We start from the raw sequence: 20998 nt of genomic DNA, 5'->3' as shown, positions 1-20998 counted from the left end.
GGCTTTGGTGAGCGGATTCTTCATCACCTTCGAAGGCGGAGAAGGGGCAGGCAAGTCGACGCAGATCGAGCGGCTGGCCAGCAAGATGCGCGCCAAGCAATACGATGTCGTTGTCACGCGGGAGCCGGGCGGCTCGCCAGGCGCAGAGGCGGTCCGGCATGTCCTTCTCTCCGGCGCTGCCGAGCCATTCGGCCCGAGGATGGAGGCGCTGCTGTTCGCCGCCGCGCGTTCCGACCATGTCGAGCAGGTCATCCGGCCGGCGGTCGAGCGCGGCTCGATCGTGCTTTGTGATCGCTTCATGGACTCCTCGCGCGTCTACCAGGGCGTCACCGGCGGCCTCGATCCAGCCTTCATGGGCGCGCTGGAAAAGGTCGCCATCAACGGCATGGTGCCCGACATGACGCTGATCTTCGATATCGACCCGGCCGAAGGACTGCGGCGCGCCACCGCACGGCGGGGTAGCGATGCCGGCGCCGACCGCTTCGAAAAGGAAACGCTTGATATCCACCAGCGCCGCCGCGAAGCCTTTCTGGCAATCGCCGCGGCAGAACCCGAGCGCTGCATCGTCATCGACGCGTCCGCCGACCCCGACACGGTAGAGAATGTCGTCGCCGGCGCCGTGTTCGCGGCGCTGGAGACGATGACGGCGAGACACAGGAAGCAGGCGCCGGGATGATTTTCGAACGGATCGCACCAGAACAGCACGACACACTTGAGGGCGTGCCGGAGCCATCCGAGACGCCGCGTCTGGTCGGGCATGGCCAGGCAGCGAACATGCTGGCGTCAGCCTATCGCTCCGGGAAGCTGCCGCATGCGCTGATCTTTGTCGGGCCGGTCGGCATCGGCAAGGCGACGCTCGCGTTTCATCTGGCGCATCATTTGTTGAAGCATCCGGCGTTCGAACAGGCGCCGGAGGTCCTTGCCGTACCCGATCCGGCGTCATCGCTGTTTCGCCAGATCGCCACCGGCGCGCATCCTTCGGTGCTGCATCTGACCCGCCCGCCGAACGACAAGACCAAGAGTTTCAAGACGGTCGTCACCGTCGACGAGATCCGCAAGGTCAGCCGTTTCCTGTCGCTGACCTCGCATGACGGCAGCTACCGGGTGGTGATCGTCGACCCGGCCGACGACATGAATATCAATGCGGCCAACGCCTTGTTGAAGAATCTTGAAGAACCACCAGCACGCACATTGTTCATCCTCATCGTTCATGCGCCGGGCAGCCTGTTGCCGACCATCCGCTCGCGCTGCCAGATGGTGCGGTTGACACCGCTCGATGCCGAGAGCCTGATGACGGTCCTGGAGAGCGTCGAACCACCGCCACCGGACGATCCCGCGGCGCGCGCGGCACTGGCCAAGCGGGCAGGGGGCAGCGCGCGCACCGCAATCCTGTTGACGCAGTATGGCGGGCTGGAAATCGCCGAGACGCTCGACGCCCTGGCGACAGCGGGAAAGAGCGATGTTGTCGGCGCCTATCGCCTCGCGGAGGCGGTCGCCGGGCGCGACCGGGCGATCCAGTTCGATATTTTCAACCGCCGTGCGCTCGACCTGCTCTCGACCGGCGCTAGCCAGGCCGCGCTGGCGGGCGATCTGGCGCGGGCCAAAACGCTGTCGGACACTTGGCACGAGGGTTTGAACGCTATATCTGAAACCGACACCTACAATCTCGACAAGAAGCAGCATGCCTTGACCATGATCGACCGCCTGAATTCTGCAATGCGAATGTGACGGCCCATCGGGATGGCAATCGCCGTTTCGATGCGATATCTCACCGGCATCTTTCATTCAGACATTCATGACGGCTCATCCATGGCACGCGAAAAATACTACCTCACGACGCCGATTTTCTATCCGAATGGCAAGCCGCATATCGGTCATGCCTACAATGTCATCGCCAGCGACACGCTGGCCCGCTTTCAGCGGCTCGACGGCAAGGACGTCTTCTTCGTCTCGGGAACCGACGAGCACGGTTTGAAGATGCAGCAGACGGCGGACGCCGAAGGCCTGACGCCGAAAGCGCTTGCCGATCGCAATTCGGCGATCTTCCGCTCGATGCTTGAAGCGACCGGCTGTTCGAATGATGTTTTCATCCGCACCACCGAGGAGCGCCACTACAAGGCCTGCCAGGCGATCTGGACACGCATGGCGGAAAATGGCGACATTTACCTCGACCGCTATAGCGGTTGGTATTCGGTGCGGCAGGAAGCCTATTTCGACGAGACCGAAACCAAGGTCGGCGACGACGGCGTGCGTTGCGAACCGCTCGGCTCGCCCGTCGAATGGACCGAGGAAGAGAGCTATTTCTTCCGCCTTTCCGCCTATCAGGACAGGTTGCTCGCGCTCTATGAGAACAGCCCCGAATTTGTCGGACCGGCGGAGCGGCGCAACGAAATCGTCAGCTTCGTCAAATCCGGGCTGAAGGACCTCTCGATCTCGCGCACCACGTTCAAATGGGGCGTGCCGGTGCCGGGCGACGACAAGCATGTGATGTACGTCTGGGTCGATGCACTGACCAACTACATCACGGCTGCCGGTTATCCGGATGCGGCCGATGACAGGTGGTCCTTCTGGCCGGCGAACGTCCACGTCATCGGCAAGGACATCGTCCGCTTCCATGCCGTCTACTGGCCGGCCTTCCTGCTGTCGGCAGGGATCGAACTGCCGAAGCGCGTATTCGCGCATGGCTTTCTGTTCAACCGCGGCGAGAAGATGTCGAAGTCGGTCGGCAATGTCGTCGATCCGTTTGCGATGATCGAGCATTACGGTCTCGATCAGGTACGCTATTTCTTCATGCGCGAGGTGCCGTTCGGCCAGGACGGCAGCTACAGCCACGAGGCCATCGTCAACCGCACCAATGCCGACCTCGCCAACGGCCTTGGCAATCTGGCGCAGCGCTCGCTGTCGATGATCGCCAAGAACTGCGGCGGCGTGGTGCCGAAACGCAGCGATCTGGCTGAGGCCGACAGGGCGATCCTCGACCAGGCGGTGGAGGCGCTTGCTACTGCACGCAAGATGATGGCGGAGCAGGGGATCCACCTGGCGCTGGCGGCGATTTTTGGCGTCGTGGCGGAGGCCGATCGCTACTTCGCCTCGCAGGAACCCTGGGCGCTCAGAAAGACCGATCCGGCGCGCATGGAAACGGTGCTGTGGACGACCGCGGAAGTCGTCCGACGCGTGGCGCTGCTGTGCCAGCCCTTCATTCCGGGATCGGCCGCCAAGCTGCTCGACCTGCTGGCCGTACCGTCGGACAGCCGCGATTTCACGCATATCCACGCGGACTATGCACTGGTATCGGGGGTTGCTTTGCCCGCGCCGGAGGGCGTGTTTCCGCGTTACGTCGAGCAGCCGGACGCGAACATCTGATGTTGGTCGACAGTCACTGCCATCTCGACTTTCCGGATTTCACCGAGGAGCGGGCGGCCATCGTCGCCCGCGCTTTGGCCGTCGGAGTCGGTCGCATGGTGACGATCTCGACACGGGTGAAGAGGTTCCAGCAAGTACTTGAGATCGCTGAATCTTTCGACGAAGTCTATTGCTCGGTCGGCACCCATCCGCACAACGCCGCCGAGGAGCTGGAGGTGACTGTCGAGGCGCTTGTCCAGCTGTCAGCTCATCCCAAAGTGGTGGCGATCGGCGAGGCCGGGCTCGACTATTTCTACGATCACGCGCCGCGCGATGCGCAGGCGCAAGGCTTTCGCACCCACATCGCCGCAGCGCGCGAGACGGGCCTGCCTCTGGTCATCCATGCGCGTGATGCCGACAGCGACATGGCTGATATCCTCGAGGACGAGACAGGGAAGGGCGCCTTCCCCTTCGTCCTGCACTGCTTTTCGTCCGGGTGCAGGCTGGCCGAGATCGGCGTGGCGCTCGGCGGCTATGTTTCCTTTTCCGGCATCGTGACTTTCAAGAATTCGGCCGAGCTGCGCGCCATCGCCGCCGATGTGCCACACGACCGCCTGCTGGTCGAAACCGACGCGCCATACCTCGCGCCGATACCGTTTCGCGGCAAGCGCAACGAGCCTGCCTATGTCGCGCATACGGCCAAGGTGCTGGCCGAAACCATCGGCGTCAGCGGGGCCGAAATCGCCGCCGTCACCACCGACAATTTCTTCCGGCTGTTCAGCAAGATGCCGCGCCCGACCGCGCTGAGCGCCTGACGCATGAGCGACCGGCTGCGCCTCACCATTCTCGGCTGCGGCTCATCGCCGGGCACGCCGCGCATCACCGGCGACTGGGGCAATTGCGATCCGGCCAATCCGAGGAACCGGCGCATGCGCACCGCAGCGCTCATCGAGCGGATCGTGGCAAACGGCGACAGGACCACAGTCGTCATCGATACCGGGCCGGACTTTCGCGCGCAGATGCTGCTGGCATCGGTCAAGCGCATCGATGCGGTCGTCTATACGCATCCGCATGCCGACCACATCCACGGCATCGACGATTTGCGCGGCTTCGTGCTCGAGCAGCGTCATCGGATCGATATCCACGCCGACCAGCCCACCATGCTGCGGTTGCGGGAAGCGTTCGGCTATTGTTTCGAAACACCGTTAGGCAGTTCCTATCCGCCCATTGTCGAGCCCCATATCATCGACCATGCCAGGCCGGTCGTGATCGAAGGCGAGGGGGGTGCCCTCACCCTCGAGCCGCTGCCGCAGATCCATGGCGACATCATATCGCTTGGTTTTCGCATCGGCGGCCTGGCTTATTGCCCCGATGTCAGTGATTTCCCCGACGCCACCGCCGACCGGTTGCGCGACTTGGATGTGCTGGTCATCGACGCGCTGCAATACACGACACATCCGAGCCATCTGTCGCTCGGCCAGGCACTCGGCTGGATCGAAAAACTGGCGCCGAAAAAGGCCGTTCTGACGCACATGCATGTACCGCTCAACTACGCTGCAGTGATGGCCGAGACGCCGGCTGACGTCGATCCGGCCTATGATGGCATGACGATCGAAATCCCTTATGAATCTGCATGATAGGTTCGGTTCTTCATGGCTGGAAGCATTGATCGTGTGACTAGGGCAGCGGCCGATGCCGGCCTCGACATCGAAATCAGGCGCATGGGTGCATCGACACGAACCGCCGAGGAAGCCGCCGCGCAATGCGGCTGCACAGTCGCCCAGATCGTCAAATCCCTGGTGTTCCAGGGAGAAACCAGCGGAAAGCTGTTTCTCTTCCTGGTTTCCGGCTCCAATCAGCTCGATCGAGGCAAGGCTGCCGCACTGACCGGCGAACCGCTGAAGCGCGCCGACCCAAGGCAGATCCGCGACGAGACCGGCTTTGCCATCGGCGGCGTGGCGCCGATCGGCCATCTGATTGCAATCCCGGCGTTCGCCGACGAAACGCTGCTCGGTTTCGATCGCGTTTGGGCTGCGGCCGGCGCGCACGACGCGGTGTTCGCTGCCGAGCCACACGCAATGGTCAGGGCAGTGCAGGCTGTCGTGGCGACGCTGGCAGTCTGAATCGAACGCGCCTGATATCGCAGCGTGGCGAACAGCCTCGGCAATGGGACCTCGGCACCGCAGCGCGCGCCCGGCGCACTCTATTCGGCGGCGATGGCGGCGGGCGGCTGCATGATTTCAGGCGCCGCCGGCGCGAACAACATCTTTACGACGTTGCGGAAGGCGAGGATCTGGCGTTCGAGGACACGCGGGTCGCCGAGCCCCCGCGACATGATGATGCCGCCATCGATCACACAGGAGAACATGATGGCGACGTCGTCGAGGTCCATACCTTTGCGGGCAGGGTAAACGGCCGCGATCTCGTTCAGCGCATCGCAAAACCGTCCGTTCCAGGAGCGAATGGCGGCGGCGGCGATGTCGCGAACGGTGCGGTCGAAGAGGCGCTCCTGATAGGTGAACGTCGCGATCAGGCAGCCGGGGTGGCCGTTCGGCAGATCACCCATCAGCTCGGCAAGCAGCTTGAGGGTGATCAGGAACGATTGCAACGGATCATCGGACAATTGCCGGCCGCGGTGAAACACATCATCGAAGATGCGGTCATTCTCCTCGACGTAGCGCAGCATCAAGGCGCGGGCGAGTTCGTTCTTGTCCTTGAAATGATAAAAGAAGCCGCTCTTGGTGATGCCGGCTTCGGCGATCACCTCCTCGATGGAAGTCGCACCGAACCCCTTGGCGAGCACCGAGGCCTCGGCGATCTCCAGAATGCGTTCGCGCGTTTCCGCACCTTTGCGCATGACCGAATGCCCTCAAATCTACTGTACCGGCGGTATGGTTTTCACACCCGCCACCATCGGCACCGATAGCATTACGACCGGCCCAGCGCGGCTATCCGTCTGTAATTGCTGCGGTTTCCACTTCGGTGGAGTACCGGACCACAAGCCTTCTACCGCACCGGCGGCACGTGCTGCTAAAACTTGGCTATTGCGAACCGGCCGCCATCAGGGCGGCACGCTGTCATCTTACCACTGGAGACAAACATGGCCAAGTACCGCCAGAATCTGCCGCAACTCGCCAACAGAACATTCCTGAGCGATGGCGGCATGGAAACGACTTTCATCTTTCACGACGGCCTCGAGCTTCCGCACTTTGCTTCATTCACGCTGATGGCAACGCCTGAAGGCCGGCAGAAGCTGAGGGAATATTACGTCCGCTATCTGACCATCGCGCGCAGAAATGGGACCGGCTTCATCCTCGACACGCCGACGTGGCGGGCCAACCCGGATTGGGGAGCGTTGCTCGGCTACGGGCCGGAAGCGTTGCGGGCCGTCAACGAGGCGTCGATCGAGCTTCTTCTAGACCTGCGCAAAGAGTTCGAGACCGCCGAAACGCCTTGCGTCGTCAGCGGCACGATCGGGCCGCGCGGCGACGGCTACAAAGCCGGCAAGATGGACGCCAACGAGGCGGAAGCCTATCACGCAGCGCAGATCGAGAGTTTCGCGCGGACCGAGGCCGACATGGTTGCGGCCTATACGCTCACCAATTTCCACGAGGCAATTGGTATCGCGCGGGCGGCCAAGGCGCATGCCATGCCGTGCATGATCTCGTTCACGGTGGAGACGGATGGGAAGCTGGTGACCGGCATGGCGCTTGGCGAGGCAATCGACAGGGTCGACGACGCGACCGACGGTGCGCCGGCCTACTATATGATCAACTGCGCCCATCCGACGCATTTCATGCAGGCGCTGAACAAGGGCGAGCGCTGGCTCGATCGCGTCTATGGCGTGAAGGCGAACGCTTCAACCAAAAGCCATGCCGAACTGGACGAATCGGAAACGCTCGACGCGGGCGACCCGGACGATCTCGGGCGGCGCTACAGCAGGCTGACAGCGTCGTTTCCGACGATGCGCATCCTGGGCGGCTGCTGCGGCACCGACCACCGGCACATCGCGGCGATCTGCGAAGCCTGCGTGCCGCAAGCGGCGTAGGAACCTGTCCCAGGAGGCGCAACGCTACCAACCGCAGTTCCGCTGGTTCCAAGGAAACAAGGAACTGCGGTTGGGCCGAAAAGCAACGCATTCAAACGCACCTCAGTTCCATAATCTATCTTATGCGACTTTCGGATGTAGCAGCTATAGAGATGCCGGGCGTGGCGGGGCGTACGCCTGGCGGCCTCACCTATAGTACGCAAGTGATCGACCTGATCGCGGGCCTCGGCAAGCGGGCCAGGATCGCAGGATTCGACCTTGTCGAGTTCTATCCTCCGGCCGACATTGACGGCCTTCCGGCCGTGACCGCCGCGCGCCTTCTCGTCAATGTGATCGGCACCATCGTCCGGCAGGTTTGACAACATCCCCCCGCGACATTTCCAGTTGCAGGGGATGTGACTGTCCCTTGCCCACGAAGGCCGATTTCCTGGTCAGACCGCCCTCCGCACTTCCATTCGTGTCAAAACTCAACATCGCCGAAATCGCCGCCGCCATCGGAGCCGGCGTCGCCTGCCTGGTCGGCAGCGGCTTCGTCTGGCTGTGACGCCGCCGGTTCGGCTGCCTGCGCTTCGCTTCCGCCAAGCATGCCGGCGATCGCGTTGCCGAGAAGCACACCGCCAGCCACACCCATAGCAGTCTGCGCGGCTCCGGCGAGGAAACCGCCTGCGCTGCGCCGATCATCGCCCGAAAGCGGCTCCTGCGGCGCAGCGGCAGCGGTGCGCCCGACCCGCGGGACCGAACCCGAGCGCCTGGCGCCGCTGCTGCCAAAGAGGCCGCCAAGCAATCCGCCGCCGGCAGACTGCTGTGCCTGTTGCTCCAGTTCCTCTATGCGGGATTGTGCCGCGTTCAGCGCCTTTTCCTGCACAATGATCGTCTGCGCCATGTAGTATGGCGCGCCGGGTTGCCGGGCAATCTGATCGTTGATGAAGCGTTCCGCTTCGGCATCGCGCGGCGGCGTCTGCCGCTCGACGTTGGCAAGTTTCTCGAAAAGATTGCCGATCGCCTGCTGGTCGTTCCTGTCCATGGGAAGCAACTCCGATATCCAGGCGCGCCGCGTTCCAAGAGATTTTCGTGACGCGCTTCAAGTCCATGCTTGCATGTCGCTGCTCCAAAGCCGTTGCCGCGACATGCATGGATTTGAGCGCGGCTATTCGCGCTCGCCGGTGAAGTTCAACAGCAGCTGGAAGATGTTGACGAAGTTCAGATAGAGCGAGAATGCACCGAAGACGGCGAGCTTCTGTTGCGATTCCGCACCGAAGTTTTCCGCAAACTGCTCCTTGATCGTCTGGGTATCCCAGGCGGTGAGACCGATGAACACGGCGATGCCGATCACCGAGATGGCGAACTGGAGCGCGGTCGAGCCGAGGAAGATATTGACGATGCTGGCGATCACCACGCCGATCAGACCCATGATCAGAAAGGACGAGAACTGGGTCAGGTCGCGTTTGGTCGTGTAGCCGTAAAGGCTGGTTGCGCCGAACATGGTGGCGGCGATGAAGAAGGTGCGGGCGATGCTGGTCCCGGTGAACACCAGGAACACGGACGCCAGCGACAGGCCCATGACCGCACAGAATGCCCAGAACATCGCCTGAGCGCTGGCCGCTGACATCGTCTGTATCCGGAACGAGAACAAAAGCACGAAGGCGAGCGGTGCCAGCATCACCACCCACTTCAACGGAGTGGAAAAGATCGGCACGTAGAGGGCTGGCGTCGAAGCCACGACGAAGGCGATCACGCCGGTAACGACGAGGCCAACGCCCATGTAGTTGTAGACGCGCAGCATGTGCTGGCGCAGGCTTTCGTCATAGACGGCGCCGGTTTGGGCTCCGACGCCGGTGCGGTAACCTAGATTGGGGGTGTTCATGCGGGTTCTCCTTTGTGATGGTCAGTAAAGCGTGTTGGCGAGCATTTCAGCGGTGCGATCGAGATCGCGGACACCGCTTCGGGCGACGACTGCGTAAGCAACTTCGCCGATCTGGAAATAGGCCGAGGAAATTTCGCCCGACGGGGCGGCGGTCGGCTGGACGACGTCGAACGTTCCGGGCCTGATCGCGAACAGCGAGACCAGTCCCAGCTCTCTTGTTTCGACAGCCATCTCGACGCTCGGGCCGAACTGCGATGGATAGAGCTGGACGTCACGGACCTTCCAGTCCTTCGGCAGCGACGGCATGACGATCGCCGTGGCGGCGCGGATTTCGTCCGCATCGTAATCCGGTGCTTCGGGCTGGGATGACATGGCCTCGCGGATGATCGTCGTCCTGTGTGCCCGGATCGCCTCCTCCAGATAGACGGGCGGCTGGGTCGAGGCGACGACTTTCGTCACCGATATCGGCCCGACGATGCCGTTGGCAAACCAGCCCGCAGCCACCAGGACTGCAACCGCCGCAGCCCGCTGCAACGTGCGCAAGGCGCGGCCTCGAGCCAGTCCCCGTTCCAGCCGCCGTGCCGCATCGGCCGTCGCCGGCCGCGCCATGCCCTTGCATCCGGCAAGCGCCACGCGCAGTTCGTCGCGCGTCCTGAGGTCGGACATGACGCGGGCGGCAGCCTCGGGACGGGCGGAAAGAAACGCCTCGACCTCAATGCGGCGGGCAACGTCCAGCTGGTCGTCGACATAGGCGTCGAGGTCGGCATCGGTCACCGGGTCGCGCAGTTCGCTCATCATGGACATCACGGGCCTCCCACGATCTTGAGGTGGCTTTTCGCATGTGCCGGCAATTTATCCTCCATCTCGCGGAGCGCTGCGCGCGCCCTGCCGATGCGCGACATCAGCGTTCCCAGCGGCACGCCACTGGCCTCGGCCGCCTGGCTGTAGGTAAGTCCCTCGATGGCGACGAGATGCAGCGCCGAACGCTGCTCATCCGGCAATTTGAAAAAAGCTTCGCGCACCTGTGCCAGGCGGACGGAATGCTCCTGGGGTGCCTGCATGCTGGCGTCGGCAAGATATCCGGCCTGCTCGACCCGCACCGCTTCGGATTTGCGAGACCGCAAGCCGTCAATGAAAGCGTTGTGGACGATCGACAGCAGCCATGCGCGCAGGTTTCCGCCGGATCGAAAGGTGCCGCGCCGCTCATAGGCACGCACCAGCGCGTCATGCACCAGATCCTCTGCTTCTGCGCTGTCGCGCGTCAGCGAACGCGCGTAGCGGCGCAGAGAACCAAGCTGTCCTATGATATCGAAGCGTGGCATCGACCCTCTCACGTCCTGTTTACGTAGCATGGCAGGTTTTTAATCCCGCTCCTTGAGTTTTTTGCGATCCGGGAAGGTCAGGCACAACCGGTACAACGCCACCAGCGCGCCTACGGCTTCCTTGTCCGCGGTCGAGCAGCCCTCCCCGCAGCCGACCCAATTCCCCGCGCGGTTGTAGCGCCACGGGGATTTCGATGTTTACAGCTGAATTAATTTGTGACGCGAAAAATCGCGTGGGTGTCATCATTTTCGGAGCACTTGCGAGTTATAGGCGGGAAACATTCACCGTCGAATCTTCCCTTCGCCGAGGCCCTGTGGGCCCGCTTTGTTCAACGAATTATCGACCCGACATGACAAGCCCCGACATGACAGGCAATGTGCCAGCCCAGCGGGATACCCGCATCGATGTCTTCCGCGCGCTAGCGCTGCTGACGATCTTCGTCAACCACGTGCCGGGGACGATCTTCGAGTATGTCACGCACAAGAATCTCGGCTTTTCCGATTCGGCCGAAGCCTTCGTGCTGATTTCGGGGATTGCCGTCGGGCTCGCCTACGGACTGAAGTTCCAGCCGAGGAATCGGTTGCTCATCACCCTGAAGGCCTGGCGGCGTGCCGGTGTTCTCTACGTCACCCACGTCATGACCACTGTCGCGACGCTGGCGATCTTCTCGGCGGCTGCGTTGCATTTTTCGCGGCCCGACCTTTTGAAGCTGATCAACATCCAGCTGATCATCGAGGACACGCCGGAAGCGCTGCTCGGCATCGCAGCGCTCGGGCATCAGATCGGCTATAACAACATTCTCTCCATGTATGCCGTCGTGCTTCTGATGATGCCGCTTTTCCTGTGGATCGGCACTTTCAGCTTGCGACTGATGCTTGCTGCGTCCGCGCTCCTCTGGCTCATCGCCGGCATTTTCCAGATCGCGCCTTCGAATTTTCCCGGCGACGGCTTCTGGTTCCTGAACCCGCTCTCCTGGCAATTTCTTTTCGTCATCGGCATCGCCGGCATGCTGCATATCAAGCGCGGCGGCGAAATCCGTTTCAACTGGATGATGGCGAGCGCGGCCGTCCTGTATCTGGTCGGCGCGCTGATCTGGGTGCGGTTGCCGCTGTGGGGCATCGAGACGGCCTCCGGCCTGCCTACCGTGCTGACCGGCTTCGACAAGACATTCCTGTCGCTGTCGCGCCTCATGCACATTCTGGCGATCGCCTACCTGATCGTGGCAATCCCGGCGCTTTCCAACCTGGCGAGGACGAGGCCCGGACACCCGCTCGCGGTTCTCGGCAGGCATTCGCTGTCGGTCTTCGTCGCCGGAACGATCCTCGCCATGATCGCCCAGGTCATGAAAGTCGTCAGCCCGGGCGGCCTCCTCTACGACGCGATCCTGATCTCGACAGGCATCGCGCTGCAGTTCGGCTTCGCCTACTACCTCGAATGGTTGCCGCGGATCGGTTGGGGCGGCAAGAAGCAGCAATCTGGAGCCGCCTTGCCGTCTGCTGCTCTCAAACCGGCATGATAGAACGGCGCGACGCACCATGCGACAAAGGCCTTTCGCCGGTGCGAGCCTCGCCTCAAGGCCACGCTGCGGATTTCTGTGTCCAGTCTCCCGGTTGGCGGTTTTCAGCCTGGCGCAACTGAAAACCGCTGGCGCAGCACAGCCGATTTGCGTATCACTCCGCCGCCAACGGAGCCGCGCCGATGTTCGAAAAGCTGCAGCCTGCCCCTGCCGACAAGATCCTCGCCTTGATCGGCCTCTATCGGGCCGATCCCCGCCCCGGCAAGGTCGACCTCGGCGTTGGCGTCTACAAGGATCGCGATGGCAAGACGCCGGTGATGCGCGCCGTGCGCGAAGCGGAAAAGCGATTGCTGCAGAGCCAGGACACCAAGACCTATCTCGGCCTTGCCGGCGATATCGGCTTCAACACGGCGATGGCGAGCCTGGTTTTTGGCCCTGCGGCCGAGTTTTCGCGCATCCGTGCGGCGCAGGCGCCCGGCGGCTCGGGCGCGCTGCGGCTGGTGGCCGAGTTGCTCAAGAGGACGCGATCCGACGCGACGATCTGGCTGTCGGATCCGACCTGGCCGAACCACATGCCGGTGATGCGCGCCGCCGGCTTGCAGATACGCGAATATCCCTACTTCGACGCAGCCTCAGGTGCTGTTCGCTTCGCGGACATGATGAGCGCACTGGCGACCGCCAGGAGCGGCGACGTGGTGCTGCTGCATGGTTGTTGCCACAATCCGACAGGCGCCAATCTGGACACCGCGCAGTGGGCTGAAATAGCCGACCTCGTCGTCGAGCGCGGCCTGCTGCCCTTTGTCGACATTGCCTATCAGGGGTTTGGCGAGGGCCTAGACGCTGACGCCGCCGGCTTGCGCCTGCTGGCAGCAAAAGTCCCGGAAATGGTCGTTGCCTCGAGCTGCTCGAAGAACTTTGCCGTATATCGTGATCGCGTCGGCGCGGCGATGATCCTGGCAAAAGACAGCGCCCAGGCGGATGTCGCAATGAGCCAGATGCTGTCGGCGGCACGCGCCATGTACTCGATGCCGCCGGACCACGGCGCGGCCGCGGTGCGCATCGTGCTTGAAGACGCCACGCTGCGCGCCGACTGGGAAGCGGAGCTCGAGGAGATGCGCCTGCGCATGCTGCGGCTTCGGGTGCAGTTCGCCGAAGCGCTGCGGCGGCAGTCCAATTCCGATCGCTTCGATTTCGTCGCCAGCCATCGCGGCATGTTTTCCCGGCTTGGCCTGTCCGAAGCGCAGGTCGAGCGGCTGCGCGCCGAGCACGGCGTCTATATGGTCGGCGACAGCCGCATCAACGTCGCCGGCCTGCCGGAGGACGGCATGGACGCGCTCGCCAAGGCGATCGTCTCTGTGCTCGACTGAGGTTTTGAGCAGCAGCGCTGTGGACAATCGCCCCTCGCCTGCCGACGGCGTTGGCTACACCGTCGGACGCAGGCTAGCATTCGACCGATGAAACCCTCGAAAGACATTTCCCGGCTGATCGAGATCATGGCGGCGCTGCGGGCGCCGGAAACCGGCTGCCCGTGGGACATCGAGCAGGATTTCTCGAGCATCGCGCCCTACACGATCGAGGAAGCCTACGAGGTGGCGGACGCCATCGCGCGCGGCGACCTGGACGATCTGCGCGACGAGCTTGGCGACCTGCTGCTGCAGGTCGTCTACCATGCGCAGATGGCCGAGGAGGCCGGTGAATTCGCCTTTGGCGACGTGGTCCAGGCCATCACCACAAAAATGATCCGCCGCCATCCGCATGTCTTCGGCGACGATGAGGCGCGCAGCGCCGGCATGGCCAAGGGCATGTGGGAGAGGATCAAGGCCGAAGAAAAAGCGGAAAAGCGAAATGCCCGCCTCGCCCGCGGGCACGATCCGGAGGATCATGGCAAGGGTTTTCTGGACAGCGTACCGGTTGCCCTGCCCGCTTTGACCAGGGCGCTCAAGCTGCAGGAAAAAGCGGCCCGCGTCGGCTTCGACTGGAGCGAGGCCACGCCGATCCTCGACAAGATCGAGGAAGAGATCGGCGAGCTGCGCCAGGCCCTTGCCAAGGGCGATACGGCTTCGATCAAGGACGAGTTCGGCGACATGCTGTTTGCCGTCGTCAATCTCGGGCGTCATCTCAAGGTTGATTCCGAAGCGGCGCTCAGCGGCACCAACGAGAAATTCCGATCGCGGTTCCACTATGTCGAGCAAGCGCTGGAAGCGTCCGGAAACACGTTGGAAGGGGCGACGCTCGACGAGATGGAGGCGCTTTGGCAGCAAGCCAAAAGCGCGAAGTAACGGCGATTACCCGTTGTTTTTACGGTGCAATCTTGTTTCTATCTCTTCGTGTGCGCTTCGCGTCGCTTTGAGCGACACGGTTATACCGCCATCTTCATTGTCGGTACGCGAAACGACGTCGCCATTGCGGTAGAGCCAGTCGACGAGCCCAAGCTGGTCAGGCTTGAGCGTGACGGTCAGCGTTTCCAGTTCGCCTGAAACTCGTGTCTCGATGATCGCCTTCAGCACATCGATGCCCTCGCCGGTGGCGGCCGATATGGCTATCGGCGGTGCCTTGTTGCCGTCGATGCCGTCGGCGAGCAACCGCTCCCGGTTGCCCTCATCGAGCCGGTCGATCTTGTTCCACACTTCGATGACGCGCCTGCCGTCGCCGGCATCGACGCCGAGATCGGCGAGGATGCGCTCGACATCCTCGGCCTGGGCGGCCGTGTCTGGGTCCGAAATGTCGCGCAAATGGATGACGAGATCGGCCTCGACCACCTCTTCGAGCGTTGCCCGGAAGGCCGCGATCAGATGCGTCGGCAGGTCCGAAATGAAACCGACCGTATCCGAAAGGATGACCGGCGTGCCGTGCGGCAGCCGCACCCGACGCAGTGTCGGGTCGAGCGTGGCGAATAGCATGTCCTCGGCCAGCACCCCTGCTCCGGTCAGCCTGTTGAACAGCGTCGACTTGCCGGCGTTGGTATAGCCGACGATGGCCACAACCGGGAACGGCACCTTCTTGCGCTTGGCGCGGTGCAGGTCACGGGTGCGTCGCACTGTTTCCAGCTCGTGCTTGAGCTTGTTGATCTTGTCCTGCAGGACACGGCGGTCCGACTCGATCTGCGTTTCGCCAGGGCCGCCGAGGAAACCGGCACCGCCGCGCTGGCGCTCGAGGTGAGTCCAGCTTCGCACCAGCCGGCCCTTCTGATAGTTGAGGTGCGCCAGATCGACCTGCAGCGTGCCTTCCTTGGTCCGCGCGCGCTCGCCGAAAATTTCCAGGATCAAGCCGGTGCGATCCAGCACCTTGGCGTTCAATTCCTTTTCCAGGTTGCGCTGCTGCACCGGCGTCAGCGGATGGTCGACAATGACCAGTTCGGCACGGCCCTCTTCGACGATCTCGGCGAACTCCGCGACCTTGCCGCTGCCGAGCAGGGTTGCAGGCCGGGGATCGTTGACGGTCACAACCGCGGTATGGATCGGGTCGAGGTTTATGGCTTGGGCAAGACCAACCGCCTCGTCGTGGCGGGCCTCGGCAGAACGCGTCAGGCGCGGGCGATTGGTGTCTTCGTCGCCGCGCGGCTGGCGGGTAAGCACCGGCACGATGACCACGGCCCGGGTCGGGCCTTCGACTTCCGCCCCCGGCTGATATGCTGGTTTTTCGCGAACGCCGCGGTCCGCGTCTTTCTTACGTGCCAATCAGGCGCCCTGGCTTTCCTCGCCATCGAACATCTGAACCGGCTGGCTCGGCATGATCGTGGAAATGGCGTGCTTGTAGACGAGCTGGGAATGGCCGTCCCGACGCAGCAGAACACAGAAATTGTCAAAGGAAGTGACCACACCGGTCAGCTTCACGCCGTTGATGAGAAAGATGGTGAGTGGGTTTTTGCTTTTGCGAACTGAATTCAGGAACAGGTCCTGAAGATTTTGCGATCGTTCCGCCATTGTTCTTGTCTTTCGCCGATCCCCTTCGGTTTGCAGGCCAATGCGCCAAATTACCTGGCACATGTCAAGCGCGCAAACACCGCCTTGCCGTCAATAACGACAAGCAGAACGAGATATATTGATGTTCATTCCACCTGAGCGGTTATCAGGCTGGACTTTTTTCCGCAACGTCAAAAAAGGCGTGCCGCAAGGAAAGTGTTATCGAGCCCGGATGGCCGTAGGCGACCGGAGCACCGTCGATCGCGACGATCGGCATGGCGATTGTGGTCGCGGAGCTGATGAAGACCTCGCGCGCGGCCTTGGCTTCGGCGACCGAAAAGCCCCGCTCCTCGATCTTCAGGCCGAGCTTGGCGGCCACATCGAACAGCGTGGTGCGGGTGATGCCGCGCAGGATGCCGTGCTCGGCCGGACGCGTCACCAGCACGCCGTCCCTGGTGATGATCCAGGCGTTCGACGATCCACCTTCCTTGACGATGCCGTCGGCATCGATGAACCAGGCTTCCTGGGCGCCGGCTTCCTTGGCCTTCTGCTTGGCGAGCACATTTGGCAGCAGGCCGACCGACTTGATATCGACCCGGTCCCAACGGTTCTCCGGCACGGTGATGACCTTGATTCCGCTTTCGGCCCTCCTGGCGGCCGCAGCGGGATCGGCTTTCCTGGCGGTAACCACCAGCGACGGCTTCGTGCCCGCAGGAAAAACAAAATCACGGCTAGCGACGCCGCGCGTCACCTGAAGATAGACAAGGCCATCGGCGACATGGTTGCGGCGGACCACCTCGCGCAGGATAATCGGCAACACGCCCGGCGTGACCGGCCAGTCGATCGACAATTCGGTCAGCGAGCGGTTCAGCCGTCCGAGATGACGAGGCATATCGACGATGAAGCCGCGCGCCACCTCGCAGACCTCGTAGACACCGTCGGCGAACTGATAGCCACGGTCCTCGATATGCACGAAGGCGTCGGCGTGAGCGACATAGCGCCCGTTCACATAGGCAATGCGCGGCATGGGTCACCCCTGAAGAAGTCAGCGCATGACCCCGATAAATCGGAATCGATTTTCGGGATCATGCGCGAAAATCAAAATGCTACAGCGTCCGTTGCGCGTCCCAAAAGACGCGCGGCGCTGTAGCGCTTCTTATGCGATTCCACCGCCGCCGTAACCGATAATTGCGTAAGCCACGACTGGATTGGCTGTCAGACGCCGAGCGACTTCAGCTTTCGGTGAAGCGCCGAGCGCTCCATGCCGATGAACTCGGCCGTCTTCGAGATGTTGCCGCCAAAACGGTTGATCTGGGCGATCAGATAGTCCTTCTCGAACTGTTCGCGCGCTTCACGCAACGGCAGCGCCATGATGTGCTGATCGGATTGGTTTGGCGTGCGCGGCATGACATCGCCGATCTCGGCAGGCAAGAGATCGGCGGTGATCGGTGCGTCGATATCGTCGCCGCGCGCCAGGATCATCAACCGCTCGACGTTGTTGCGCAACTGGCGAACGTTGCCTGGCCAGTTGTGCGCCTGCAGCACCGCCAGCGCGTCGTCGCCGATGCGCCGCGGCCGGATGCCGGCCTGGCGGGCGATCTGCTTCATGAAATTGTCGACAAGATAGGGGATGTCCTCACGCCGCTCGGCCAATCCCGGCACCATGACCGGAACCACCGCCAGGCGGTGATAGAGATCCTCGCGGAAACGACCGTCGGCGATCATCGCCTCCAGGTTCTGCGAGGTCGACGAAATGATGCGGACATCGACCTTGACCCGTTTGGTGCCCCCTACCCGCTCGAACTGCTGTTCGACCAGCACACGCAAGATCTTGTTTTGCGTTTCGCGCGGCATGTCGGCCACTTCGTCGATATAGAGAATGCCGCGATGGGCTTCCTCAAGCGCGCCGACCTTGCGTTCGACACCGTTGGATTCGGTGCCGAACAGCTCGACCTCCATGCGTTCGGGCGTGATGTTGGCGGCGCTCAGCGTGACAAACGGGGCGTTCTTGCGCGCCGACAGCGTGTGGATGGCGCGTGCCGCGAGTTCCTTGCCCGAGCCGGACGGCCCGATGATCATGACGCGGCTGTTGGTCGGCGCGACGCGCTCGATGGTCTGGCGCAACTGGCTCATCGCGGACGACATGCCGATCAGGTCGAAGGTTTCGCCGCTGCGCAGTTTGAGATCAGAAACCTCACGTCTCAGTTTCGAGGTTTCAATGGCACGTTCGGCGATGAGGATCAGCCTGTCGGCCTTGAACGGTTTTTCGATGAAGTCATAGGCGCCGCGGCGGATGGCCGAGACCGCGGTCTCGATGTTGCCGTGGCCCGAGATCATCACCACCGGCAGGCTCGGGTGCATCGTCTTGATTTCGTCCAGCAGCGCCAGTCCATCCAGGCGCGAGCCTTGCAGCCAGATGTCGAGGAAAATCAGCCTCGGCGCCCGGTCGGCGATCGCCGCCAGGGCGCTGTCGGCATCGAATGCCGTGCGGGTTTCGTGACCTTCGTCGCTCAGGATACCGGCGACAAGCTCGCGGATGTCTTCCTCGTCATCGACGATGAGAATGTCAGACGCCATTACCGACCTTTTCAGTTTCTCTTTCGGGTTCCGTCCTGCCTTCGCCGCGCGACGGCACAGTGGCGGCGAGCGGCAGGATGATGCTGATCATCGCGCCTCGCCCGCCGTGGAAATCCGCCGGCGCATCATGCAGTTCGAGCCGGCCGCCATGGTCCTCCACTATCTTCTTGACGATAGCGAGGCCGAGCCCGGTGCCCTTCTCGCGTGTCGTCATGTAAGGCTCGAGCAATCGCTGGCGGTTCTCGCGCGGCAAGCCCTTGCCGTTGTCGATGACATCGATGCGAACCGCACCATTCTGGCGACCGGCTTGAATCCGGATTATGCCGTGCGAGCGGTCATTCTGATCAAGTCCGTCAATCGCCTCGGCTGCGTTCTTGATGACATTGCCAAAAGCCTGCGCCATCAGGCGGCTGTCGAAAGTGCCTTTGAGCGGTTCGTTGCCGAATACGCGCTCGAAGGTGATATCGGAGCGGCTCACTTCGATGAGGAACGAGGCTTCGCGCAACGATTCGCGCAAATCGAGGGCCTTCATTTCGGGCTTGGGCATGCGTGCGAAAGCGGAGAACTCGTCGACCATGCGGCCGATGTCCTCCACTTGCCTGATGATCGTATCGGTGCACTGATCGAAAACCTCGCGGTCTTCGGTGATGACCTTGCCGTAGCGGCGCTTGATGCGCTCGGCGGAAAGCTGGATCGGTGTCAGAGGGTTCTTGATCTCGTGGGCGATGCGCCGCGCCACATCCGCCCAAGCCGAGGAACGCTGCGCCTGGACCAGATCGGTGATGTCGTCCACCGTCACGACATAGGATTTCTCCTCCGAACCGTCGTCGCCGGCCTCGACCGTGATCTGCACGTTGAAGGTGCGCTCCGCACCGGCGCGATAGAAGGTCACCTGCTCGCGATGGACAGGCTTGCCCGACTTGCGGCCGATCTCGAAGACGCGGCCGACATGCGGCAGCACGGCGGAGAGGTTTTGCCCGAGTGCGGCGGTGGCGGATATGGCCAGCATCGTTTCGGCCGACCGGTTGACGATGGTGACGATGCCATACGGATCGACGCCGATCACGCCGGCGGTGACACCGGCAAGCACGGCTTCCGAAAAGCGCCGCCGCTCGTCGATCAAATCCTTGGCGGACAGAATTTCGTTACGCTGCGATTTCAGTTCCAGCAGCATCTTGTTGAAGGTGTCGCCGAGCGAGGCGACGTCGCCGTCGGAGGGCCGAACCGGCACGGCAACGTCGAGATTGCCGGTCGCGACCTCGTCGGCCGCGCCGATCAGCTGGCGGATCGGCCGCACCAGGCGGTCGGCCACGGCGATGCCGGTCCAAATGGCGGACAGGACGATGATCAGCGTCAGCGACAGATAGGGAAGTGCAAAGGCCACCTGCGAGGTGCGGCGATTGGCTTCCAGACCGCGATATTCGTCGCTGTTGGACCTGACAATCTGCCGCGCCTTGATCACCTCGGGGTCGACGAGCTTGATCGTGTAGAGATAGAGCCCTTCGATCTCGCGCAGCTTGACGATGGCGCCCATGATGTTGCGCGTCTTCGGCTCGATCAGCACCGGCCTGCCGTCAGCGGCACTGCTCATGGCGCCTTCCGGCGGCTCCGGCATGGCAAAATCGGCGTCGGTCTTGGCGCTCATGACAAACGAACCGTCGGGCTTGACCAGTGCCGCATGGGCAAGCGAGCGTCCGACGGCTTCCTTGTTCATCAGATCGAGAAAGCCGGTTCGGTCGAGGCCGTAGAGCGTGCGGGAGGCGTCGAGATCGTAGGCCATCGACAGGGTCGTTCCCTGGAGATTGCGCGCGTTCTCCTGCACATAGGCATCGGCGATCGACAGCGACGAATTGACGATCGCCTTGGTGCGGATCTCGAACCAGCGATCGAGGCCGATGTCGAGGGTGATCGAGGCGATGATCGCCACCATGATGGCGGGAATCGCGGCGACCAGTGCGAACATCGCGACGATCCGCACATGCAGCCGCGATGCCGCCTTGCCGCGCCGGCGCGCCATCACGATACGATGCACTTCGCGACCGACCAGCGCGATCAGAACCAGGATAAACGCCGCATTAAGGGCGATAAGCGCCAGCGTCGTCCTCTCGTCCGGCGTGATCGGCATGGCGCCGACGAGGATGGCGAAGGAGATCGCCGCCGTAACCAGCGCACCGGCAATTGCCACCACGCCGGGCAGCGCAAGCAGCCGGCGCCCGTCCCTTGTGCCGGGTTCGCTGAAAAGCGTTTCGCTCAGTCTCGATGCCCGTGGAGCCATGTCGCCGTCTAGAGCCAGTGATTGCGTCGGATGTATGCAACGCATTGTGGCGATTATGCAACAAGTGTGGCCTGGACGGAACTGTTTCGGCGGTCGATCCCCGGAAAAGGCTTCGCTCTGTCACACCGGCCCGAAATCGGGATCGATTTGT

20 protein-coding genes and 1 pseudogene are annotated in these 20998 nt (G+C 62.7%); 11 read left to right on the top strand and 10 right to left on the bottom strand.

The window, feature by feature from the left end; genetic code table 11:
• The first annotated feature begins 4 nt into the window (after nucleotides 1–4).
• The 6 genes from tmk to AC0L16_RS29645 all read left to right on the top strand — a co-directional run bounded on the left by tmk (nucleotide 5) and on the right by AC0L16_RS29645 (nucleotide 5465).
• The gene (tmk, locus tag AC0L16_RS29670) at nucleotides 5–676 is read left to right on the top strand and encodes a dTMP kinase (protein ID WP_473624964.1); all 672 of its coding nucleotides are present in this window, start codon (nucleotides 5–7) and stop codon (nucleotides 674–676) included.
• Nucleotides 673–1728 carry a DNA polymerase III subunit delta' gene (locus AC0L16_RS29665; protein ID WP_473624963.1) on the top strand — a complete coding sequence of 352 codons (1056 nt, stop codon included), beginning with the start codon at nucleotides 673–675 and terminating at the stop codon, nucleotides 1726–1728. Before tmk ends, AC0L16_RS29665 begins: the two co-directional genes overlap by 4 nt.
• An 81-nt stretch (nucleotides 1729–1809) precedes the next feature.
• A complete protein-coding gene (gene metG / locus AC0L16_RS29660; protein ID WP_473624961.1) occupies nucleotides 1810–3363 on the top strand; it encodes a methionine--tRNA ligase in 1554 nt (517 codons plus the stop codon).
• On the top strand, nucleotides 3363–4157 hold the full coding sequence (locus AC0L16_RS29655) for a TatD family hydrolase (protein ID WP_473624959.1): 795 nt from the start codon (nucleotides 3363–3365) through the stop codon (nucleotides 4155–4157). Before metG ends, AC0L16_RS29655 begins: the two co-directional genes overlap by 1 nt.
• A 3-nt stretch (nucleotides 4158–4160) precedes the next feature.
• Nucleotides 4161–4979, top strand: a complete 819-nt coding sequence (locus tag AC0L16_RS29650; protein WP_473624957.1) for an MBL fold metallo-hydrolase — start codon at nucleotides 4161–4163, stop codon at nucleotides 4977–4979.
• A gap of 15 nt (nucleotides 4980–4994) precedes the next feature.
• Nucleotides 4995–5465, top strand: a complete 471-nt coding sequence (locus AC0L16_RS29645; RefSeq protein ID WP_473624956.1) for a YbaK/EbsC family protein — start codon at nucleotides 4995–4997, stop codon at nucleotides 5463–5465.
• An 80-nt stretch (nucleotides 5466–5545) separates the two neighbouring features.
• Here the strand turns inward: AC0L16_RS29645 and AC0L16_RS29640 are convergent, their stop codons facing one another.
• The gene (locus AC0L16_RS29640; RefSeq protein ID WP_473624954.1) at nucleotides 5546–6199 is read right to left on the bottom strand and encodes a TetR/AcrR family transcriptional regulator; all 654 of its coding nucleotides are present in this window, start codon (nucleotides 6197–6199) and stop codon (nucleotides 5546–5548) included.
• A gap of 243 nt (nucleotides 6200–6442) precedes the next feature.
• Here AC0L16_RS29640 and AC0L16_RS29635 point away from each other — a divergent pair, with 243 nt between their 5' ends.
• Both AC0L16_RS29635 and AC0L16_RS29630 read left to right on the top strand, forming a co-directional pair.
• Nucleotides 6443–7390, top strand: coding sequence for a homocysteine S-methyltransferase family protein (locus tag AC0L16_RS29635; RefSeq protein WP_473624953.1), 948 nt, complete (start codon nucleotides 6443–6445; stop codon nucleotides 7388–7390).
• Nucleotides 7391–7542: 152 nt separating this feature from the next.
• Nucleotides 7543–7749, top strand: a pseudogene (locus AC0L16_RS29630) (arginase family protein); the annotation flags it as partial.
• Between the two features lie 101 nt (nucleotides 7750–7850).
• On the opposite strand, the gene AC0L16_RS29625 reads toward AC0L16_RS29630, so the two are convergent.
• The 4 genes from AC0L16_RS29625 to AC0L16_RS29610 all read right to left on the bottom strand — a co-directional run bounded on the left by AC0L16_RS29625 (nucleotide 7851) and on the right by AC0L16_RS29610 (nucleotide 10576).
• Nucleotides 7851–8414, bottom strand: coding sequence for a DUF2076 domain-containing protein (locus tag AC0L16_RS29625; protein ID WP_473624951.1), 564 nt, complete (start codon nucleotides 8412–8414; stop codon nucleotides 7851–7853).
• A 123-nt stretch (nucleotides 8415–8537) separates the two neighbouring features.
• Nucleotides 8538–9254: a Bax inhibitor-1/YccA family protein gene (locus AC0L16_RS29620; RefSeq protein ID WP_473624950.1), complete on the bottom strand. Its 717-nt coding sequence runs from the start codon at nucleotides 9252–9254 to the stop codon at nucleotides 8538–8540.
• Between the two features lie 21 nt (nucleotides 9255–9275).
• Nucleotides 9276–10049: an anti-sigma factor family protein gene (locus AC0L16_RS29615; RefSeq protein ID WP_473624975.1), complete on the bottom strand. Its 774-nt coding sequence runs from the start codon at nucleotides 10047–10049 to the stop codon at nucleotides 9276–9278.
• An 8-nt stretch (nucleotides 10050–10057) separates the two neighbouring features.
• Nucleotides 10058–10576 carry a sigma-70 family RNA polymerase sigma factor gene (locus AC0L16_RS29610; RefSeq protein ID WP_287220868.1) on the bottom strand — a complete coding sequence of 173 codons (519 nt, stop codon included), beginning with the start codon at nucleotides 10574–10576 and terminating at the stop codon, nucleotides 10058–10060.
• 365 nt (nucleotides 10577–10941) lie between these two features.
• Here AC0L16_RS29610 and AC0L16_RS29605 point away from each other — a divergent pair, with 365 nt between their 5' ends.
• From AC0L16_RS29605 to mazG, 3 genes are all read left to right on the top strand, one after another.
• Nucleotides 10942–12093: an OpgC family protein gene (locus AC0L16_RS29605; RefSeq protein ID WP_473624948.1), complete on the top strand. Its 1152-nt coding sequence runs from the start codon at nucleotides 10942–10944 to the stop codon at nucleotides 12091–12093.
• A gap of 182 nt (nucleotides 12094–12275) precedes the next feature.
• Nucleotides 12276–13460 carry an amino acid aminotransferase gene (locus AC0L16_RS29600; protein ID WP_473624947.1) on the top strand — a complete coding sequence of 395 codons (1185 nt, stop codon included), beginning with the start codon at nucleotides 12276–12278 and terminating at the stop codon, nucleotides 13458–13460.
• 87 nt (nucleotides 13461–13547) lie between these two features.
• A complete protein-coding gene (gene mazG / locus AC0L16_RS29595; RefSeq protein WP_473624946.1) occupies nucleotides 13548–14372 on the top strand; it encodes a nucleoside triphosphate pyrophosphohydrolase in 825 nt (274 codons plus the stop codon).
• A 6-nt stretch (nucleotides 14373–14378) separates the two neighbouring features.
• Here mazG and hflX read toward each other — a convergent pair whose 3' ends face one another.
• From hflX to AC0L16_RS29570, 5 genes are all read right to left on the bottom strand, one after another.
• Entirely contained in the window at nucleotides 14379–15770 is a 1392-nt protein-coding gene (hflX, locus tag AC0L16_RS29590) for a GTPase HflX (RefSeq protein WP_473624944.1), read from the bottom strand.
• Nucleotides 15771–16016: an RNA chaperone Hfq gene (gene hfq / locus AC0L16_RS29585; protein WP_006202172.1), complete on the bottom strand. Its 246-nt coding sequence runs from the start codon at nucleotides 16014–16016 to the stop codon at nucleotides 15771–15773. It abuts the gene before it with no gap.
• 145 nt (nucleotides 16017–16161) lie between these two features.
• On the bottom strand, nucleotides 16162–17022 hold the full coding sequence (locus AC0L16_RS29580) for a D-amino-acid transaminase (protein WP_473624942.1): 861 nt from the start codon (nucleotides 17020–17022) through the stop codon (nucleotides 16162–16164).
• Between the two features lie 188 nt (nucleotides 17023–17210).
• Entirely contained in the window at nucleotides 17211–18572 is a 1362-nt protein-coding gene (gene ntrX, locus AC0L16_RS29575) for a nitrogen assimilation response regulator NtrX (RefSeq protein WP_254021031.1), read from the bottom strand.
• Complete coding sequence (locus AC0L16_RS29570; RefSeq protein WP_473624941.1) at nucleotides 18562–20892, bottom strand: sensor histidine kinase NtrY-like; 2331 nt, start codon at nucleotides 20890–20892, stop codon at nucleotides 18562–18564. The genes ntrX and AC0L16_RS29570 overlap by 11 nt, the downstream gene beginning before the upstream one ends.
• Nucleotides 20893–20998: the final 106 nt, after the last annotated feature.

Source organism: Mesorhizobium sp. WSM4848 (assembly GCF_055811375.1).
The sequence above is the reverse complement of the archived record's forward strand: the minus strand, read 5'-3'. Positions and strand labels throughout refer to the sequence as shown.

Coding starts and splice junctions, on each gene's coding strand:
- ntrX (WP_254021031.1), bottom strand. CDS start 18,572: ATGGCGTCTGACATTCTCATCGTCGATGACGAGGAAGACATCCGCGAG.
- AC0L16_RS29640 (WP_473624954.1), bottom strand. CDS start 6,199: ATGCGCAAAGGTGCGGAAACGCGCGAACGCATTCTGGAGATCGCCGAG.
- AC0L16_RS29600 (WP_473624947.1), top strand. CDS start 12,276: ATGTTCGAAAAGCTGCAGCCTGCCCCTGCCGACAAGATCCTCGCCTTG.
- AC0L16_RS29625 (WP_473624951.1), bottom strand. CDS start 8,414: ATGGACAGGAACGACCAGCAGGCGATCGGCAATCTTTTCGAGAAACTT.
- AC0L16_RS29655 (WP_473624959.1), top strand. CDS start 3,363: ATGTTGGTCGACAGTCACTGCCATCTCGACTTTCCGGATTTCACCGAG.
- AC0L16_RS29650 (WP_473624957.1), top strand. CDS start 4,161: ATGAGCGACCGGCTGCGCCTCACCATTCTCGGCTGCGGCTCATCGCCG.
- AC0L16_RS29605 (WP_473624948.1), top strand. CDS start 10,942: ATGACAGGCAATGTGCCAGCCCAGCGGGATACCCGCATCGATGTCTTC.
- AC0L16_RS29645 (WP_473624956.1), top strand. CDS start 4,995: ATGGCTGGAAGCATTGATCGTGTGACTAGGGCAGCGGCCGATGCCGGC.
- AC0L16_RS29635 (WP_473624953.1), top strand. CDS start 6,443: ATGGCCAAGTACCGCCAGAATCTGCCGCAACTCGCCAACAGAACATTC.
- AC0L16_RS29580 (WP_473624942.1), bottom strand. CDS start 17,022: ATGCCGCGCATTGCCTATGTGAACGGGCGCTATGTCGCTCACGCCGAC.
- AC0L16_RS29610 (WP_287220868.1), bottom strand. CDS start 10,576: ATGCCACGCTTCGATATCATAGGACAGCTTGGTTCTCTGCGCCGCTAC.
- AC0L16_RS29620 (WP_473624950.1), bottom strand. CDS start 9,254: ATGAACACCCCCAATCTAGGTTACCGCACCGGCGTCGGAGCCCAAACC.
- mazG (WP_473624946.1), top strand. CDS start 13,548: ATGAAACCCTCGAAAGACATTTCCCGGCTGATCGAGATCATGGCGGCG.
- AC0L16_RS29665 (WP_473624963.1), top strand. CDS start 673: ATGATTTTCGAACGGATCGCACCAGAACAGCACGACACACTTGAGGGC.
- AC0L16_RS29615 (WP_473624975.1), bottom strand. CDS start 10,049: ATGAGCGAACTGCGCGACCCGGTGACCGATGCCGACCTCGACGCCTAT.
- hfq (WP_006202172.1), bottom strand. CDS start 16,016: ATGGCGGAACGATCGCAAAATCTTCAGGACCTGTTCCTGAATTCAGTT.
- AC0L16_RS29570 (WP_473624941.1), bottom strand. CDS start 20,892: ATGCGTTGCATACATCCGACGCAATCACTGGCTCTAGACGGCGACATG.
- metG (WP_473624961.1), top strand. CDS start 1,810: ATGGCACGCGAAAAATACTACCTCACGACGCCGATTTTCTATCCGAAT.